Below are 18,651 nucleotides of genomic sequence, written 5' to 3' on the forward strand. Positions count from 1 at the left end.
GAAATCAACTAATTTCAATAGCACCAACATTTACGAAAAAAGTCTTTATTTTAATAAGCTATTCCGACTCTTGATTGCAGGAAGCGTGATTCCTTTAGCAGAGAAAAGGCGAAGTGCGCTGTGTCGCCAGTTGTGATGCGTGTTCCGTCTATTGGCAGAAAGTCTTTTTCAATCCGGTATACACCCGTTGCTTCTCCATCTGGGAGATAGGTAGGGCAAACGATCGTCCAATCTAGACCGCTTTCTTTTAAAATAGTAAAAGCTTTATGATGGTCTTCAGCCGCTCTTGTTAATTTGCGCTTTGATTCTGAAGATTGGTACCGCAATACGCCAGGTTCTGTGCGGCTTTCTAAAATACCTGCAGTTCCGATTGTAATAATTCTGGAAATCCCTTCTTTTTTCATCGCCTCAACAAGTATAGGCATGCTTTCAGAAAGTACATTTCCGCCGTCCGTTGAAAGTGTACTTATCACAAGGTCACACCCTTTAAGCGATTCTTCAACTTCATTTTTATGTAATACATTGCCTTTTGTAAAGCTGATCTGCTGAGTTAAATCGGATGGTATTTTTTCCGCATCACGCACTAGTGCATGAACATGGATCCCATCTTCTAAAGCGTATTCTGCTATTTTACTTCCAACTCTTCCTGTCAGCCCTAGCATGTATAATTTCATGAAAGAATTCTCCTTTTAAATATGGTACATATTATGAATTTCTCTTAATTCATCATAGCATGTCTAGTATGTATTGTTTTAGCAATCGTAGTAATGAAAATATCATAATTAATAAAGTGAAAAATAAACAAAGCAAAATAAAAGCCGTTTGTGTATAGCGCATGGTAAGATAGGGATATTATTTTGGCAAAAAAGAGGTGGACAGCGTGGCTAGCAGTGAAGAACAGTATGGGGTCATTCAGGAAAACAGAGTAATTCCGTTATGGAGTTTAACGGTATGGCTCGTGGTTATGAACACAACGATGTTTAATGTCGCCCTGCCAAGTGTCATTTCACAATTTGATTTAAGTCCTACAGCGGGTTCCTGGATTGTATCGGGCTATTCGATCGTATTTGCTTTATCGACCATCACGTTTAGCAGATTATCTGATTTTATTCCTATCAAAAAGTTATTATTTACCGGACTTATTATACTTGGGATTGCTTCAATCATCGGGTATTTTTCGAATAGTTTTATCTTCGTTTTAGTGAGCAGGCTCGTTCAAGCGATGGGAGCAGGAGCAGTTCCGGGTCTTGGAATGGTGCTGGCGACCCGCTATATCCCGATTTCAAGACGGGGTAAAGCAATGTCCTTAATTTCATCCGCTGCCTCGCTCGGGTTCGGATTAGGTCCAGTTATTGGTGGTGGATTGACCCAGTTGATGGGGTGGAATGTTCTTTTCATCGTAACAGGACTTGTGTTATTGCTTTTGCCTGTCTATAAAATATATTTGCCGCCCGAAACGAGACGGCCGGGAACGTTTGATGTTGCAGGTGCATGCTTAACAGGCGGAGGAGTAACGTGTTTTCTATTATATTTATCTTCTTTTTCTTTTTTGCTGCTTGGTCTAAGTGGCTTGTTTTTTACCGGCCTTGTTTTTTATTCGAAGAAAAAGATTGACCCTTTTATCCGTGTGGACCTTTTCAAAAACGTTAAATATGTATCAATCTTATTTATCGGTTTGTTTGCTTTTATGACGCACTTTGCTTTCTTGTTTGTGATGCCTGTTATGCTTTCTAATTTATTTCATAAAGAGCCGGCTGTAATTGGTTTTGTTATCTTTCCGGGAGCTATGCTTTCCGCACTTGCTGCCATATTTGTAGGACGGTGGATTGACCGGTTTGGAAATCTGCCTGTTATGCGGATGGGGCTTTTCTCCTTGTTAGTTTCAGCCGTTTTGTTTTGTCTTTTTGCGACAAAAGCGTATTATCTAACAGCCATCTTTTATATGTTTACGAGTATTGGGTTTTCGAGCTTGACATCAAGTCTAGCGAATGAAAACTCCAGAATTTTGCATGAAGATGAAGTTGGTTCAGGTATGGGAATGCTTCAGCTGATACAGTTTTTTGGAGGCGCATTGGGAGTAGCCGTTGCTGGTTTGTTAATCCAAGGACAAAAAGGATTAGATTTATCGATCGTTTACCGCAATGTGTTCCTTTTTTATACGGCGCTGTTGTGTATCGCCATCGTAATCTATTACTTAAAAATAAAGAAAAACAGCGTAAAATCCACCTGATTGCCAGGTGGATTTTTAAATGTACACTTTTGTGGCGAAAATTTGAGCAAATACCCTGAGAGAATACTAGAAAAGAAAGCGGGAAATAAATTGTTGGGGGACAGTCCCGGGACTGTCCCCTTTTCCCATTTCCTTTAAAAAAGTTGTAGAATTTTGTCAAATTACGCCGATATTGTTATAGGAGGGTTAATTCACAGCAGACAGGGAAAGGAAGAGAAAAATTTCGTGGAAAGAAATAAGGAACTGATCGAATCATTAATGAGATTTCAGGAGCTACTAGACACACAGCCAGATCATCCTGATTCCATCCCGGTATTCACAGCACACATTCGCTCTTTTTTAAAAATCAAACCGATCGGAAGAACATTGCCGACCATCGAGATGATGACTCTTTTTAAAAAGAGAAAACCGCAATTATTTTATATGCTAAAGCGATATACGAAAGATGACATTCTAATCATGCTCACATGTTTAAATATGGATTATGATCATGCAGTCTCTAGAATTGACCGTATATTGATGGGAGAAGTCATTGCTTAAAAAGCAGTGGCTTTTATTTTTGATTACGAAAAAGAATCTATTAAAGCCGTGTTTAGCACAAGTATCCCATCCTTTTTGCAATAGATATATCCTTAAACAAGAAAAAACCGATCTCCTAAAGAACAGTTTTGTGTCGCGCTCGACTTCATGGCTAAATTTGCGATAGTATAAGGTCATCAAAAGAATTATTGAGAAAATATCGGACTCTAAATAAAAATATAGAACAAGGAGTGGGTTGGTTTTGCAAACAATTGGTTTTATCGGAACTGGTGTGATGGGGAAAAGCATGGCTGGTCATTTAATGAAAGCTGGCTATCCGTTATACGTATATACGCGAACAAAAGAGAAAGCAGATGAACTGATCGATCAAGGTGCAAAATGGGCATCTTCACCAGCTGAAATTGCTCAAAATGCAGACATCATTATTACAATGGTTGGTTATCCGTCAGATGTTGAACATGTCTACTTGAGCGAAGAAGGATTAGTCGCACATGCAAAACCAGGTTCTTTTTTGATTGATATGACAACTTCCAGTCCGCAGCTCGCACAAAAAATAGCAGCTGCCGCAGCCGAAAAAGACGTGCAGGCATTCGATGCACCTGTATCGGGTGGCGATATAGGCGCAAAAGAAGCGCGATTATCTATTATGGTCGGTGGAGATCAACCAGCATTTGAAGAACTTAAAACTGTCTTTTCGTTAATGGGATCGAACGTTGTGTATCAAGGTAAAGCGGGTTCAGGACAGCATACAAAAATGTGCAACCAAATCGCGATCGCGTCTGGAATGATTGGTGTTTGTGAAGCGATTCTTTATGCAGAAAAAGCGGGGCTTGATCCAGAGACTGTTCTAAAAAGTATCGAATCTGGAGCGGCAGGAAGCTGGTCGTTAAGCAACTTAGCACCACGTATGCTAAAAGGAGATTTTGCACCTGGATTTTACGTGAAACATTTTATAAAAGATATGACCATTGCTTTAAACTCTGCTGAAGAAATGGGATTGGTAACACCAGGATTGTCACTAACGAAAAAGCTATATGAAGAGCTTGCTGAAATGGGTGAAGAAAACAGCGGAACGCATGCGCTATATAAAAGATTAAAAAACCAGGGGTAATTGCCCTGGTTTTTTCCTTGGAAATTAGGTTTCACTCTCCAACCAAAAACACCCGGATGATGTTTGTGAAACATCTTCCGGGCTGCTGCTGTTTAATATACGTAAGTTCCTACTACGAACAACTGAAATAAGACGGTGACCCCAATAAAATAAGATACTTGAGCAAAGAGTCCCCAATCTTTATTTTTAACGATTTGCATGACGTATAACGCAATAATGGAAACAACTACCGGGATTACAAATGAGCTTCCTTTAAACGTTAAATAGTCTGGTGCAAATGTGTAGAACTGGTGATTAAACAATGATTGGATCACGTATACCTGAGTAAGGATGAACAAGACGATGGATAGCCATTTTACCCATGGTTTTTCATCTTCAATCATATCGATTCTTACAACATACAGAATCCCTAAAAATAAGATAGGCGGTACAACCCACACGAATGCGTTAGTCATCGCAATAAACGAAATTATAGAAGCTGTACATGCATCAAAAAGTGCACTATAAATATCTTGTTTTTGAATGGATTGACTTTCTTTAATGATTTCTGGGTCTTTACTTGCAGCATAGACCTGAAAATCAGTAACAGATTTAGCATTAAGCCAGAACACCGTTTGATCATCTGCTTTTAATGGGTAAGAGGAGAAGTCTTTTGTTGTACTGATTCGGTTTGCTGTCCACTTTCCATCTGCCAATACGGCGTTATAAATATTTCCTGCCTTTTTTTTGTTCGAAACAGGTCCAGCGGCTGCGAAAAGTACAGCTGGTTTACCATCTTGAACATAAAGCTCCTGATATTTTGGGTTTTCTAATTTGTAATTATAAGCTGGATCTTTATAGGAGATCTGTTTATAGGATAATTCATTTAAACCTGAGAGAGGTGCAGCTCCATAATAGGTTTTAAATGATTTCGTTCCTTGTTTGGAAGAGTAAAAAGTGTAAATAATATGGAGTTTTTCCTTTGATTCTGCAAAACGGAAGTTGTAAATTTTGTCTGTGCTCGATTTTTCATAACTTAAAATGTTTGAAGCATCATACTTTCCATTTTGATCATGCAGGAAAAAGGATTCCATTTTAACTTTTTCACCAGCAACAGCGAGAAATGAAGAAGATTCCGGTTGACCGGTTAGTTCAGCTATTCTCTCATTGGCAGTAAAGATTAGTTTGCTTTCACTTGTCTTTGGATCATACACATATACTTCATTTCCTTTTGAATAAGCAAAACGGTCCTTTGCAGCAGCTAAATATTCTGCGTTTTTGTCTATAACCTTATTCTTGCCGCCCTCAGAAACAATTAATTCTCCACCGCTTGAAATGAATGCGTATTGTTCACCATTTGACCAAAAGTGACTTCTTTCATCAATTGGCAGATTAATTGTTTTTTCTGCTTTTACATCAAGCTTTTCATCTAATATTGTTTTTTTAATTCCGTCATTTTGATGTGTATAAACGACATACTGATCATCTTCCTTATGTACGATCGGCTCCGTGCTGTTGGAATTAGCCGGTACACTTATTGATCGGCTCCAGTTTTCAGCTGGCAGTTTTGTTTCTTGGCGAATATTGTTCCAAACTACTAAGCCGAATAACAGGATTACGATTGTAATTGGAAGAAACGTAGCTTTACGATTGCGACTCGAATGTTTTTTCTTTTTCTTTTTTTTCGAATCTATGTTCATAGAAAGGCCCCCCTTATAAAAGAACAACATAATAGTATTCGATAGGTTAGACGGATATCCCTGTAAAATGTTTCAAAATCATATGAAATTAACAAATAATGATGAGTTATGAATCAAAAAACATATTATTACCTTGGAAATAATGTCGGAATTTCTGTTAATTTCACGAAAAAACCAGACAGCACATGATCAGTACGTCTGGTTAATCATCTAAGCTAACTATACGATTCTTCTGCGGATAAATCCTGAAATCATATCGATCAGTGTTACCATGACAACAATTCCAAGCAGGATAATACCTACGCGGTTCCAGTCACGGGAGGTTAAAGCGAAAATTAATGGAGTACCGATACCGCCCGCACCAATAACGCCTAATATCGTTGCAGATCGGACGTTGATCTCAAAGCGATACAGCGTATACGACAAGAAGTCAGGAAATACTTGCGGAAGTACGGCAAACCATAGAATTTGAAAACGATTTGCTCCAGTGGCGAGCAAAGCTTCTGTTGGTCCAAGGTCCATGTTTTCGATCGCTTCAGAAAAAAGCTTGCCGAGCATACCGATTGAATGAAGTCCGAGTGCCAATACACCTGCAAATGATCCAGGGCCAACAGCTTTGATGAAAATGATGGCCATAATGATCTCTGGAAACGTACGAACGACACTCAATGCGAATTTCCCCGTGCCCGAAATTTGCTTGAGCTTGCTGATGTTGTTTGCTGCCCAAAAAGCAAAAGGAACACAAAGAATAGCCGATATGAATGTCCCGAGAATAGCAATTGCAAGTGTATCGAGCAGTCCTCTCAGCAGATCTTCTCCTTCTGGCAAATATACATAATCCCAATCCGGATGAAAAATTCCAGAAATAATAGCTTTTGAGATAATTGCCGCTGTCTCTTTAAAGCCGTTAAAATCAATTCCGGCAAAAGACCAAACATAAAGTGCAGTCAATAATACAAAAATAGTTAATTTAAAAAATATTTTTCGAGGGGGTCGTTTAACTGAATACGTACTCATAGCAATTTCTCCCGTATCTTCGTGCTTGTATAGTCGATGATTAAAACAATTACGAGCGTGAAAATAATGATTGATGCAACTCGGTCATATTGAAGGAATCCGAGTGTCTTTTCATAATAGTGACCAATCCCGCCGGCACCTACCAGTCCTAGGACAGCAGCAGCACGCACGTTTACTTCAAATGTATATAGCGTATATGACATAAAGTGTGCTGAAATTTGCGGTACTACACCGAAAAAGATCCATTGAATTTTATTGGCACCTACAGCTGTCATTGCTTCAAGCGGTCCCTTGTCAATCGCTTCAATTGTTTCATATAAAAGCTTAGAAATGAGTCCTAGCGAAAATAAGGTTAAAGCCAGAATTCCTGGGAACGCTCCTAGCCCAAAAATGGAAACGAATATTGCTGCGGTTAATAGATCTGGAATAGTACGGTTTAAATTCAGCAACATACGTGTCGGATAAAAAAGTACTTTGTTCTTTACAACGTTTGATGCTGCGAGCAGCGAGAGTGGTACGGCTAAAATCGCACCAAATGTTGTTCCAAGGACAGCCATACGGATTGTTTCAAGCATAGGCTCGATGATGGGTTCAAAATAAGCCCAGTCCGGAGGCAGCATTTCGTTAAAAAGTTTTCCCATTTCGGGAAATCCTAAGATCAATTCTTCAAAAGTTGCATCTGTTTTATAAGCACTCGCCCAAAGGAGGCCGATAACGATCAGTACAGATAAATAATGTTTCAATTTGCTAGGCGGTGCAGGAATGCTGCCAAGTGGCTTTTGAGTCTTTTTTTCAGCATTTAGTTCTGTGTTAATCATACAGGTTCACCTAATAACTCGTCTTTACTGATTTCACGCCCGTAGATTTCAGAGAATTTGTCATCTGTTGCTTCTGATACAGGACCATCAAAGACAACTTTACCAGCGCGTAGTCCAATGATTCGAGTCGCATATTGTCTGGCGAGATCTATAAAGTGGAGGTTAACGATCGTTGTGATTCCAAGTTCACGGTTAATACGCTGTAAATCATCCATTACTTGAACAGTTGTTAATGGATCCAGAGATGCGACAGGCTCGTCTGCAAGTATGATTTTTGCTTCTTGAGCAAGTGCACGTGCGATGGATACACGCTGCTGCTGTCCGCCTGAAAGTTCGTCTGCGCGCGAATAAGCTTTTTCTAAAATATTTACGCGTTCCAAAGCGCGAAGTGAAAGGTCTACGTCTTCTTTAGGAAACATGCCAAGAACTGTTCGTAATGTAGAATGATAGCCTACACGTCCAGATAGAACGTTTTTTAATACGGATGAACGTTTTACTAGGTTGAAATTTTGAAAGATCATTCCGATGTCGCGGCGGATTTTTAATAAATTTTTCCCTGCAGCATATGTGATGGATTGTCCATTGATAACAATTTCACCATCCGTGATTTCGTGAAGTCGATTAATTGAACGGAGCATTGTCGATTTTCCTGCTCCTGAAAGGCCGACGATAACCACAAATTCGCCAGGTTCGATAGTAAGATTAATATCATTTAAACCAACCGTTCCATTCGGGTATACCTTCGAGACATTTTTAAATTCTATCATGTATGTGTAACCAACTTTCTGCTAGATTCGTGTAATTATAGAAATTTTCGACAAAATTACACCCGTTCCCTGCAATTCTCACGAAAAAGATAAGGCAAAGAAAAACCGCAAAGAGGAAGTATCCTCATGCGGTTTTGTCGGTTGCAGCTTCAGATTACTCAGATACTTTTTTACCGTATTCACGAACGATGTCAAAATTGCTATCCTTTGATTTCACATAACCTTCGTGAGAGTAGATGTCCTTAACGATCTGTTTTCCTTCATCGCTTTTCGCGATGTTGATGAATGCTTCTTGGATTTTTGTTTTCCATTTGTCACTCATATCAGAACGAACAGAAATTGTGTCGTTAGGAATTGGCTCAGTACGATAAAGTACACGAACATCGTCAAATACTTTTGGATAATCACCCTTTACAATGTTACGAGCATCTTCAAATACTGCAGCAGCGTCTACATCGCCGTTAAGAACAGCAAGTACTGCTTGGTCATGTCCTTTTAATGTTGTTGTTTCAACATCACTCATTGGGTCAACTCCAGCTTTCATCATTTCTACTGCAGGCCATACATATCCCGCAGAAGAAGTTACGTTTTGGAAGCCCATTTTTTTGCCTTTAAGGTCTTTAAGTTCTTTAATATCAGAATCAGCTTTTACGATGATCATAGATTTATAGCTATCAACTAGTTCATCTGTAGGTGATCCGTCTTTTTCATTTACACCATAACGCTGAGCTTGAAGAATAACATCAGCTGCGTTGTTTTCTTTAGCTAGTACATAAGCTGTTGGAGGAAGGAACCCTACATCAACTTTTTTAGATTTCATTGCTTCGATAATCGTGTTGTAGTCTGTGGAAACGCTTACTTTTACGTTAATCCCCAGCTCGTCTTTTAATAATTTCTCAAGCGGTTTAGCTTTTGCTTCAAGCGTATCCGCGTTTTGAGATGGAACGAATTGCACCGTTAATTCTTTTGGCGCGTATGCTTCGCTAGTCTTCCCAGATGTTTCTTTCTTGTCGGAACTACATCCGGCTAAAACTGACCCGGCAAGTAATACGGACATGCCGACTGTTGCTAATTTTGTAAACATTGTCGAACCCCCATATAATATGTAAAATTTTCTTACTTTTTCATAATACCATAATTTATCAATTTCAAAGTAAAAATTTTGTAAAGGAGAAAACAATAGGAAACTAGTATAATTGACATAAGAGGATAAGAGAAAGCAGGGGGATTTTTTGTGGAACAGTCGATACATATTTATATGACGAGTGATGTACATGGAAACGTACTTCCATTAACATATGGAAATAATGCAGAAGCTGAATTGGGTCTTGCGAAAGCAGCTTCCTTATTAAAAGAAGAAAAAAAGAAGAATCAAAATTGTTTAGTGATAGATAACGGAGACTTGATTCAAGGCACACCGCTAACCTATCATTACGCAAGACTGGACAGTGAATTGCCGAACCCGATGATTCTTTTGCTAAATGAGCTCGATTACGATGGCGCAGTGATCGGCAACCATGAGTTCAATTATGGATTTCCGCTGCTGAAGGAAACGGTAGAGCAATCCCGTTTTCCATGGCTGTCTGCGAATATCGTTTGGCAAAAATCAGGAGAGCCGGTTTTTGGACTGCCTTACTTCGTTAAAACTTTCGAGAACGGATTAAAGGTGGGTGTGCTCGGTTTAACGACCCATTATATCCCGAACTGGGAAAATCCTGAGCATATTGAAGGGATTCAGTTTTTAGATGCAGTTGAAACGGCAAAGAAATGGATTCCTGTTTTAAAAGAGAAAGCAGACTTGATTATCGTCTCTTATCATGGCGGTTTTGAGAGGGATTTAGTGACAGGGGAACCGACTGAAACGTTGACCGGTGAAAATCAAGGCTACCAGTTATGTATGGAAGTTGAAGGAATCGACGTCCTTTTGACTGGACATCAGCATCGTTTGATCGAGGATTTTGAAGTTAACGGTGTTACGGTGGTCCAGCCAGGTACACAAGGAACTGATGTGGGTTATGTAGAATTAAAAATAACAAGCGAGAATGCATCATGGAAAGTGATTGAAAAGAAATCAAGTCTGCTTTCTACGGAAGGTTATGAGCCAGATAAGAAAATCATGGATTTAATAGCACCCTATGAGGCAAAAACACAAACATGGCTGGATCAGCCGATTGGATTTATAGAAGGTAATATGGAAATTACAAATCCGATGGAAACCCGATTAAGGGATAATCCGCTGATTGAGTTCATTAACAAAGTACAGATGGATGCAGCCGGTGTAGATATATCGAGCACGGCCTTGTTTGATAACCGGTCAAAAGGGTTCGGCAGTCATGTAACGATGCGCGATATCGTGTCCAATTACATTTATCCAAACACCTTAAAAGTGGTTGAGATAACAGGCAAAGACATGAGGGAAGCATTAGAGCGCTCCGCTTCTTATTTTGTACTTACAGAAACTGGAGAAGTCACAGTCAACCCAGATTTTTCGGTTCCAAAGCCACAGCATTACAATTACGATATGTGGGAGGGCATCCACTACACGATCGATTTATCAAAGCCTTTCGGTGAAAGGATCGTTGAACTGTCTTATAAAGGGAAAGAAGTGACAGGCACAGAAACTTATCGTGTTGTCATGAACAATTACCGGGCAGGCGGCGGCGGAGATTATCAGATGTTTAAAGGAAAACCCGTCATAAAAGATCTCTCGACTGATGTTTCAGAATTAATGGCGAATTATTTGTTAAAACGAGGCAAGATAAAGGCAGCATGTGATGACAACTGGAAAGTGATAGTACCATCTTCCACTAATAAATAAAAGAATGGGTGGGGCGATTGAACAGGAAAAGTCTGATTCTTTTTTTCTTAGCGATAGTCTTTCTTGTAGGTTGTCAAAGCAATTCGGAAGGAACATTAAACGATAAAAAGTTAAAGCTTCAGGATCACGCAAAAGGCAAATATCCGAGGTATTATGAGCCTGTATCAAAAGAGGTCGCAGACAAGGCGCTTCCTTTTTCAATGAAATTGCCGAAAAAGCTTCCTTTTAAAGTGGTGCTGACAACTTATCAAATTTCCGATTGGGGAGAAAAGAGAAACATTCTGCTCGATACTGTCTTTTTTCCAAGACAAGAGGGGAAGAATGTGTACTTGGCTTACCGCATCTCAAATTTCCTGCCTCAAGGGGATGAAGAAGCATCGAAAGAAAAAGTAGAGTTAGAAAACGGCACGAAAGCTTATTTTTCCGGAAACCGTGATCTTCCAATATTAATATGGGAAGAAGATGGATTGTATCATAAAATGGAGTATCTAATTAAAGAAGGGTCTGACACCAAGAAGGAAAAAGAAAAACTTCTGAAAGCGGCTAGCTCCATATATGAAGAATAAAAAAGCTGACATGATCGGCTTTTTTTGCTTTACTCTATCAGAAAGTATAAGGCAGTATCAAGTCAAAGTCGATAGTAAAAGTGCAACTAAGGCTGACGTAAAAGGCTTGGTGTCAGCCAAGTTTCTTTATGAGATTGTGTGCCAAAATAATTCATGTGTCAGATTATGTTATGATGTAGCCAAGAGGTGATGAGCTATGCAAAAATTAGTATTTGAGCAAGCTTGGGACAAAGCAATAGCAGAAAAAGATAGACTGGAAATTCAAGAGATTTTTTCTGATTTGAACCATGATCAAAAAGAATGCCGAACAGCTGTCATATTAAAAACTGCTTTCAACCATAAACAAGAATTCTTAGTCACCGTATTAGTTAATAATTATTCAAATGAACCTTTTACTCTTTGGAATCAAAAAGTAGAATATGCAGAGAGTGGAAAGATTTTGGCAAAATTAGATTCAGCCTATACATTAGAAATTCCCGGACAAACGAGTATGCCATGGACATTTATTTTCTCTGAAGATTTTTTAGGAGAAAAACCTACGGGAGATTCTGGGGAATTGAGATTTAAATGATTGAATTACCTGTTAAATCAATATAATTAGCAGGTTTCTTTTTCTATATTTAACTGTATATATTTGTTATTATTGGTATATTAGGTAAGTTTTTTATTCTAATTATCGTTAAGGGGGAGCAGTATGACAGGAATAATCTCAGTCATCATGATTTTCTCGATACCGTTAGTCGCTATTATTACGAGTCATTTTCAATCTCAGACTAAGCTTAAGCATAAAATGATTAAAGATGAACTAGAGTTAGAACGGTTGAAACATGACAATTATGTTATTGAGACACAAAAGATGAGACTTGAGCTGGAACAGTCGAAACTATTGCAGTCACCCGATCAAAAAAAATCCATATAAAAAAGCCTCCATTAGATGAGAGGCTTTTTTGTTGATTTTAGCGGTAGTTGATAAATTGCACTTCGATCGGAAGGTTTGCTTCACGAACGGCAGAGATGATTTGCTGAAGGTCGTCTCTGTTTTTACCGGTAACACGGATTTGATCATCTTGAATCTGGCTTTTAACTTTTAGACCGGAATTTTTAATAAGTGTGTTAATTTTTTTAGCGTTGTCTTTATCAATTCCTGTTACGAGTTTCGCTCGCTGACGGACAGTACCGCCTGAAGCTTGCTCGATCTTGCCGTAATCCAGATTTTTCGTAGGAACACCGCGCTTGATTAGCTTTGTAATTAATACATCTTTCAGCTGCTCGAGTTTGTACTCATCATCTGACACTAAAACAAGTTCTTCACTGGATTTATCAAGTGAAATTTCACTTTTGCTGCCTTTAAAATCGTAGCGTGTTGTGATTTCTTTTGTTGCAATATTGATGGCATTGTCCACTTCAGATAAATCTACTTGTGAAACAATATCAAAAGAGCTTTCTTTACTCATTTTTTTGAAACCTCCTAGCGTTGTATACGTTAATATAATTATAGTATAAAGACTATCGAGTTCTGTTTCCAGTTTGTCCACATTCTTTCTCGGAGAATTGCGTACAAAACTTAAAATTTTATGATAAAATGAAGGCTGGAATTTCACAGATGCTTGTCAACTAGGAGGAATACTGATTGCTTCATTACAAGACATATAAACACGAAAAAAATCATCAATGGGTGATTTTTGTCCATGGAGCAGGGGGCAGTTCATCCATTTGGTATAAACAATTAAAAGAATTTAAGCAGCACTTTAATATATTGCTTGTTGATCTAAGAGGACACGGAAAATCGAAATCAGATAAATTTCTGCTGAAAAAATATTCGTTTAAAGAAGTAAGTATGGACGTTATTGAAGTTATGGATTATCTGAAGATTAAACAAGCGCACTTTGTGGGTATCTCGCTTGGAACGATTTTGATTCAGACGATTGCAGAACATCACCCTGAACGTGTAGCATCCATGACACTTGGCGGGGCAGTAACGAAGATGAATTTCCGTTCACAATTTTTGATTGCGGTCGGAAACCTATGCAAGTCATTTATACCTTATATGTGGCTGTATAGTTTATTTGCCTGGGTAATCATGCCGAAGAAAAGACATGAAGCATCTCGCTCCCTTTTTATTGGGGAAGCAAAAAAGTTATGTCAGAACGAATTCAAACGCTGGTTTAAGCTAACGCTGAAAATCAATCCGTTTTTACAAACGTTGCGAAAGAAAGAAATACCGATTCCGACGCTATATATCATGGGTGAGGAAGATTATATGTTTTTACCGCCGATCCAAGCGTTTATTGGTAATAAAAAGCATTCTAACTTGATGACGATTAAAGATTGCGGTCATGTTTGTAATGTGGATCAGCCAGAGATTTTTAATAAAAAATCCATTCAATTTATTCAAAAACAAATAAAAGCAGCACCGACTGCTTCATAAAACGATCGAATGAGGTCCCTGTCTTTTCAGGGGCTTTTTTGAGTGAGAAAGATTCATGTCGAGGGATGTCGGTTCGAGATTTTATGGAGAAAAATTGTGGGATTCTCGTTTAAAAGGTGGAATTCTCTTTCGGAATTGTAGGAATCAGGAAAAAAGTGTGAGTAAATACAAAATTAATGGTTGAACAACCAATTTACATCACAAAACCCCCGTTCCTATCGTCCGGAACAGGGGAGGTTATTTACAAGCTTACCGCACGAGCGATTGTGAAAAGGCGGGAAGCAGGATGAAAACCTTTTGTGATCATGTCCCTTATGATCTGAGCTCCCATCATGCTATAGACAGTTCCGTTTCCGCCAAATCCTAAACAATAATATTCACCGAGCCGGTTTGGATGTTCACCGATATAAGGCATTCCATCATGGGATTCACCAAATGTGGCACACCATGAATGGGATAGTTCAGGATTTAGATCTGGAAAATGTTCTTTGATTTTTTGGATCAAACGTTCTCCACGCTCAGCAATAATCTCTTCATTTAATGGCGCTTCTGATTTTTCTTCATCTAATCCGCCAGCAACAATTCTTCCGTCTTTTGTTGTTCTCATGTACAAGTAGGGGCGCTTAGTTTCCCAAATCATCCATTCTTTGTACCAGGATTCTAAGGAAAGAGGCTTTGTCGCAATGGCATAAGAGCGGTTAAGATCTGCTCCTAATTGCTGTGCGAGGAAATCATTTTCATAACCCGTTGCGAAAATGATATTTCGGGCTTGAATGGTTCCTTTTTCTGATTCACAGTTGAAGCCATGAACATTTTTCGTTTTCCGGATTAAAGGGGTCTGTTCATATATTTTTACACCAGCTTCTGCAGCTTTTTTTAGAAGCAGCTGAACAAATTTATAAGGATTAACATCAGCATCACCGCTTGTTACAAGAGCTGCCCTTTTTGAAAAGGGAAAGCGGGAGGCGATATCTTCGGGTTCATAGAACTCTACGGGAAAATCATATTTTTTTAATGCTTCATATTCTTTTACGAGTTTTGGGATGTCTTCACTGGTGCTTGCATAATAGAGACTCTTGCTGGGTCTGAATTCTGCATCTTCTGAAAGGTCATTAGCAGCATCTGTTAGCTGTTCGAGTGCTTCTTGACAAAGTTTATAAAAATAAACGGCATCTTGTTCGCCGATTTCGTCAATAAGTTCATGAAGCATTTTATCACTTGAAAATTGAAGGAGGCCTGTATTAGCAGATGAGCTTCCGCAGCCAGGGGATCTTCTATCAATCAAAGCTACATTGAGATCCGTTTCTTTACTTAAAAGATAAGCGCACAACGCTCCGGACATTCCTCCGCCGACTATTAAACAATCACAGTTTATATTTTCATCGAGTATTGGGTATTGGGTTTCATTGCTATATGTGGTAGGCCAAAATAGGTTACCGTTGTGCAAATTCATATTTCATTCCTCCTAGTCCTCTATTCATTCCCCGTAATACCGGTGCAGAAACTAGGATGACCATAGTATTTTTATTAAATTAATGGTAATTATCGAGTGTAAAAGCAAAAAAAGAGCCGCCAACCCTTTTGCAGTAAGGGTTCCGCGGCTCTTTCTGTTTTTAAGCTTATGGAATGCTTGTAACTCTGTCACCATCTTGAACAATCAACAGGATTTTACCCATGTCCAATTTTTTCTCGTATTGATCTGCTTCAACATCGGATAATCCCATCTCCGTCATTTTTTTGCGGAGTTCATCACCCCGGGACTCAAATACATTGGAAATCGCCGTTCCAAGACCTTCTTCTTTTAAGCCAATCGTGTTTACATCTGCGTCATCCGCAAGATCACGAGTGTCATCTCTTTCGTGTGAAAGAACATAGAGATCGTCTTCATGAATACCTTTCGCTTTTAAATCAGTTGCCGCAGCAATCAATTCTTGTTGAGATTTAAATTCATGTACTACTGGTTTACCCATTCGTTAGATCCTCTCCTTTATAAGAAGTTATAGTATGTATTCACTGAATCGTTATTTTCTAAACATCTTTGCGAATATGAGAATAGAACTATTTTTGAGAAAAGTCTTAATTTTCATAGTAATTTATTCCTCTTTTACATAAAAACCACAATAAATTTACATGGATCAGCAAAAAGAGACTATATAATGGAAATTGTGAGTTTGTGATTTTATTAAAATGATAGGGGAGTAGGGAAAATGAAAAAAACGTTAACAGCTTTAGCGTTATCATTGGCGTTAACACCATGGGGATCAGTGGTGAACGCAGAGGGACAAACACATCATGAGCACAAACCAAAACACACAGGAAATCATTACTTAAATGTACAGCTATTGGGTGTGAATGATTTTCATGGACAGATTGATGTTACTAGAAAAGTAGCTGGACAGGCAGTGGGACGAGCTGACTACTTAGCGGCTTATTTAAAACAAAGAGAAACAGAAAATGAAAATACATTAATTGTTCACGCTGGTGATATGGTAGGGGCGAGTACGCCTTCTTCTGCATTATTGCAGGATGAACCGACTGTTGAGATCATGAACGAGATTGGCTTTGATGTAGGAACTCTAGGAAACCATGAATTTGATGAAGGCGTTGATGAATTAAAGCGCTTGATCTATGGTGGATCGAATCCGAAAACAGGTTACTTTGAAGGTGCTGATTTCCCTTATGTTGCAGCGAATGTTGTGGATAAAGAAACGAAGAAGCCGATCTTGCCTCCGTACGTAATTAAAAAGGTGAAAGGTGTAAAAATCGGATTTATCGGAGTCGTTTATTCGGATACACCTGATATCGTAACACCAAGCGGAACAGCTGGAGTAGAGTTTACGGATGAAACGGAAGCTATTAATAAAGCAGCAAATGAACTTAAACATAAAGGTGTTAAAGCAATGGTCGTTCTTGCTCATAACCCGATTGATCAAAATGGAGATGAAGTGTCAGGCGAATTAGTCGATATGGCAAATGGTGTTGATGATGAGATTGATGTCATGTTTGGCGGACACAACCATAGAAGTGCTAATGCAATCGTAGACGGGAAACTTTTAGTAGAGTCGTATTCTTACGGAACAGCTTTTTCAGATGTAGATTTGAAGATTGACCGCCGTACAAAAGATATCGTTGAGAAAAAAGCAGAAATCGTAACAACCTATCAAAATGGTGTGACACCGGATGCAAACGTTTCGGCGATCATTAATAAAGCAGTAGAGCAAGTAGCGCCAATCATTAATGAAGTGGTAGGGAAAGCTCCGGTACTTTTATCTGGTGAAGGCTCTTATAATGGAGAAACGGTACTTGGAAACATTATCGCTGATTCCATGACGGAACAGACCGGAACGGATTTTGCTTTCATGAATCCAGGAGGAATCCGCGCCGTTATTGAACCTGGCGATGTAACTTGGGGTGAGTTGTTTACAGTTCAGCCATTCGGAAATGACCTCGTAACGATGTCGTTAACAGGCGCACAAATAAAGACCTTGCTAGAATCACAATGGTCTACAGGCGAAGAAAAAATTCTTCAGATTTCTGGACTTAAAGCGGTTTATGATATGGCTAAGCCTGTAGGAGAACGCACAGTTTCAATGACAAAGACAGATGGAACACCAATTGAGTCTGGTACTGAGTATACTCTAACGGTGAACAACTTCATGGCTGGCGGCGGTGACGGCTACACGGTTTTATTAGAAGGAAAAAATCAAACAATCAATGTGACTGACCTCGATGCACTTGTAAACTACTTTAAGAATCGTGAAGAAGTAACAGGAGCTGTTGAAGGCCGTATTACCAAAATCAATCAATAATAAGAAAAAAAGCAAAGCGGAAGATTCTGCTTTGCCTTTTTTTATTTTCAGCCTTTATCTACAACATCCAGCTTACCTGTTGAAGGATCGATAACAAGCCCGTGCACGAGAACTCCCTTAGGAAGGAGCGGGTGATTTCTTACTAGATCAACACTTTTTTGTACAGAATCACTGACATTGTCAAATCCTTTTAACCAGTTATTTAGGTCGAGTCCAGAATATTTCAGTGTATCGAGCGTGTCATCGCTAATTCCGCGATCTTTCATTTTAGCCACGAATTTGTCAGGATCAACACTGCTCATCCCGCAATCATAATGTCCGATAACACAGATCTCTTCAGCCTTAAGCTCATAAATGGCAACTAAGATACTTCTCATAATCGAGCCGAACGGATGCGAGATGACGGCTCCGGCAGATTTTACAATTTTCACATCTCCGTTTTTAATGTTCATCGCATTTGGCAATAGTTGAGTTAATCGCGTATCCATGCAAGATACAATTACGAGGCCTTTATCCGGAAATTTCGTCGTTGAGAAAGGTTCGTATTCTTTGTTTTCAACAAATTGGTGATTATATTCTAATATTTCGTTCAGTATGGACATGATTTTCCTCCGCTTTTCTACAGAATATCTTCTACAAATAAAATGGTATTAAAACATGCGTCTTTTTCTTTCATAATAAGCCTGAACTCGCTAACTTATTCACTGACTATTATCCCATTATACAAAAGAGTGTGCTCAATCTGCAGTATTTTGTTTGTAAACCTGTCTTTTTGTTGATAGAAACTTTAAAAGAAAACGAGATTGTGACAAACATTTTACCATAAGGTACGTATAATCACACTTAACACCACATAAATTGGTAAGTT

General features: G+C 38.8%; 19 protein-coding genes. 9 read left to right on the top strand and 10 right to left on the bottom strand.

The window, feature by feature from the left end; translation table 11 throughout:
• Positions 1-50: 50 nt before the first annotated feature.
• On the bottom strand, positions 51-674 hold the full coding sequence (locus tag RGB74_RS00725; RefSeq protein ID WP_310761082.1) for an NAD(P)-dependent oxidoreductase: 624 nt from the start codon (positions 672-674) through the stop codon (positions 51-53).
• A 206-nt stretch (positions 675-880) separates the two neighbouring features.
• On the opposite strand from RGB74_RS00725, the gene RGB74_RS00730 reads away from it, so the two are divergent.
• The 3 genes from RGB74_RS00730 (at position 881) to RGB74_RS00740 (ending at position 3,881) form a co-directional block, all read left to right on the top strand.
• Positions 881-2,230, top strand: coding sequence for an MFS transporter (locus tag RGB74_RS00730; protein WP_310761083.1), 1,350 nt, complete (start codon positions 881-883; stop codon positions 2,228-2,230).
• Between the two features lie 225 nt (positions 2,231-2,455).
• Positions 2,456-2,770 (top strand): hypothetical protein, encoded by a 315-nt coding sequence (locus tag RGB74_RS00735; protein WP_310761084.1) that lies wholly within the window; start codon positions 2,456-2,458, stop codon positions 2,768-2,770.
• Positions 2,771-3,005: 235 nt separating this feature from the next.
• Positions 3,006-3,881, top strand: coding sequence for an NAD(P)-dependent oxidoreductase (locus tag RGB74_RS00740; protein WP_310761085.1), 876 nt, complete (start codon positions 3,006-3,008; stop codon positions 3,879-3,881).
• Positions 3,882-3,973: 92 nt separating this feature from the next.
• Here the strand turns inward: RGB74_RS00740 and RGB74_RS00745 are convergent, their stop codons facing one another.
• From RGB74_RS00745 to RGB74_RS00765, 5 genes are all read right to left on the bottom strand, one after another.
• The gene (locus RGB74_RS00745; protein ID WP_310761086.1) at positions 3,974-5,560 is read right to left on the bottom strand and encodes a hypothetical protein; all 1,587 of its coding nucleotides are present in this window, start codon (positions 5,558-5,560) and stop codon (positions 3,974-3,976) included.
• Between the two features lie 219 nt (positions 5,561-5,779).
• Positions 5,780-6,577, bottom strand: a complete 798-nt coding sequence (gene phnE, locus RGB74_RS00750) for a phosphonate ABC transporter, permease protein PhnE (RefSeq protein WP_396136004.1) — start codon at positions 6,575-6,577, stop codon at positions 5,780-5,782.
• Entirely contained in the window at positions 6,574-7,395 is an 822-nt protein-coding gene (gene phnE, locus RGB74_RS00755; protein WP_310761087.1) for a phosphonate ABC transporter, permease protein PhnE, read from the bottom strand. Before phnE (RGB74_RS00755) ends, phnE (RGB74_RS00750) begins: the two co-directional genes overlap by 4 nt.
• The gene (gene phnC / locus RGB74_RS00760) at positions 7,392-8,162 is read right to left on the bottom strand and encodes a phosphonate ABC transporter ATP-binding protein (protein ID WP_310761088.1); all 771 of its coding nucleotides are present in this window, start codon (positions 8,160-8,162) and stop codon (positions 7,392-7,394) included. The genes phnE (RGB74_RS00755) and phnC overlap by 4 nt, the downstream gene beginning before the upstream one ends.
• A 154-nt stretch (positions 8,163-8,316) precedes the next feature.
• Positions 8,317-9,246, bottom strand: a complete 930-nt coding sequence (locus tag RGB74_RS00765; RefSeq protein ID WP_310761089.1) for a phosphate/phosphite/phosphonate ABC transporter substrate-binding protein — start codon at positions 9,244-9,246, stop codon at positions 8,317-8,319.
• A 174-nt stretch (positions 9,247-9,420) separates the two neighbouring features.
• On the opposite strand from RGB74_RS00765, the gene RGB74_RS00770 reads away from it, so the two are divergent.
• The 4 genes from RGB74_RS00770 to RGB74_RS00785 all read left to right on the top strand — a co-directional run bounded on the left by RGB74_RS00770 (position 9,421) and on the right by RGB74_RS00785 (position 12,465).
• Positions 9,421-10,980 (top strand): bifunctional metallophosphatase/5'-nucleotidase, encoded by a 1,560-nt coding sequence (locus RGB74_RS00770; RefSeq protein ID WP_310762953.1) that lies wholly within the window; start codon positions 9,421-9,423, stop codon positions 10,978-10,980.
• A 17-nt stretch (positions 10,981-10,997) separates the two neighbouring features.
• Positions 10,998-11,546 (top strand): hypothetical protein, encoded by a 549-nt coding sequence (locus tag RGB74_RS00775; RefSeq protein ID WP_310761090.1) that lies wholly within the window; start codon positions 10,998-11,000, stop codon positions 11,544-11,546.
• 196 nt (positions 11,547-11,742) lie between these two features.
• Positions 11,743-12,117 carry an SLAP domain-containing protein gene (locus RGB74_RS00780; protein ID WP_310761091.1) on the top strand — a complete coding sequence of 125 codons (375 nt, stop codon included), beginning with the start codon at positions 11,743-11,745 and terminating at the stop codon, positions 12,115-12,117.
• Between the two features lie 123 nt (positions 12,118-12,240).
• Complete coding sequence (locus tag RGB74_RS00785) at positions 12,241-12,465, top strand: hypothetical protein (RefSeq protein WP_310761092.1); 225 nt, start codon at positions 12,241-12,243, stop codon at positions 12,463-12,465.
• A 37-nt stretch (positions 12,466-12,502) separates the two neighbouring features.
• Here RGB74_RS00785 and RGB74_RS00790 read toward each other — a convergent pair whose 3' ends face one another.
• Positions 12,503-13,000 carry a YajQ family cyclic di-GMP-binding protein gene (locus tag RGB74_RS00790; RefSeq protein WP_310761093.1) on the bottom strand — a complete coding sequence of 166 codons (498 nt, stop codon included), beginning with the start codon at positions 12,998-13,000 and terminating at the stop codon, positions 12,503-12,505.
• Between the two features lie 176 nt (positions 13,001-13,176).
• On the opposite strand from RGB74_RS00790, the gene RGB74_RS00795 reads away from it, so the two are divergent.
• Positions 13,177-13,974 carry an alpha/beta fold hydrolase gene (locus RGB74_RS00795; protein ID WP_310761094.1) on the top strand — a complete coding sequence of 266 codons (798 nt, stop codon included), beginning with the start codon at positions 13,177-13,179 and terminating at the stop codon, positions 13,972-13,974.
• Positions 13,975-14,215: 241 nt separating this feature from the next.
• On the opposite strand, the gene RGB74_RS00800 is transcribed toward RGB74_RS00795, so the two are convergent.
• Positions 14,216-15,427 carry an NAD(P)/FAD-dependent oxidoreductase gene (locus RGB74_RS00800; RefSeq protein WP_310761095.1) on the bottom strand — a complete coding sequence of 404 codons (1,212 nt, stop codon included), beginning with the start codon at positions 15,425-15,427 and terminating at the stop codon, positions 14,216-14,218.
• Between the two features lie 166 nt (positions 15,428-15,593).
• The gene (locus tag RGB74_RS00805) at positions 15,594-15,944 is read right to left on the bottom strand and encodes a YflT domain-containing protein (protein WP_310761096.1); all 351 of its coding nucleotides are present in this window, start codon (positions 15,942-15,944) and stop codon (positions 15,594-15,596) included.
• 237 nt (positions 15,945-16,181) lie between these two features.
• Between RGB74_RS00805 and RGB74_RS00810 the strand changes: the two genes are divergently transcribed.
• Positions 16,182-17,783, top strand: a complete 1,602-nt coding sequence (locus tag RGB74_RS00810; protein WP_310761097.1) for a bifunctional metallophosphatase/5'-nucleotidase — start codon at positions 16,182-16,184, stop codon at positions 17,781-17,783.
• 47 nt (positions 17,784-17,830) lie between these two features.
• On the opposite strand, the gene RGB74_RS00815 is transcribed toward RGB74_RS00810, so the two are convergent.
• On the bottom strand, positions 17,831-18,385 hold the full coding sequence (locus RGB74_RS00815; protein ID WP_310761098.1) for a beta-class carbonic anhydrase: 555 nt from the start codon (positions 18,383-18,385) through the stop codon (positions 17,831-17,833).
• Between the last annotated feature and the right edge of the window lie 266 nt (positions 18,386-18,651).

Origin of the sequence: Bacillus sp. NEB1478 (assembly GCF_031582965.1) — a bacterium.
Lineage (GTDB): Bacteria > Bacillota > Bacilli > Bacillales > Fictibacillaceae > Fictibacillus.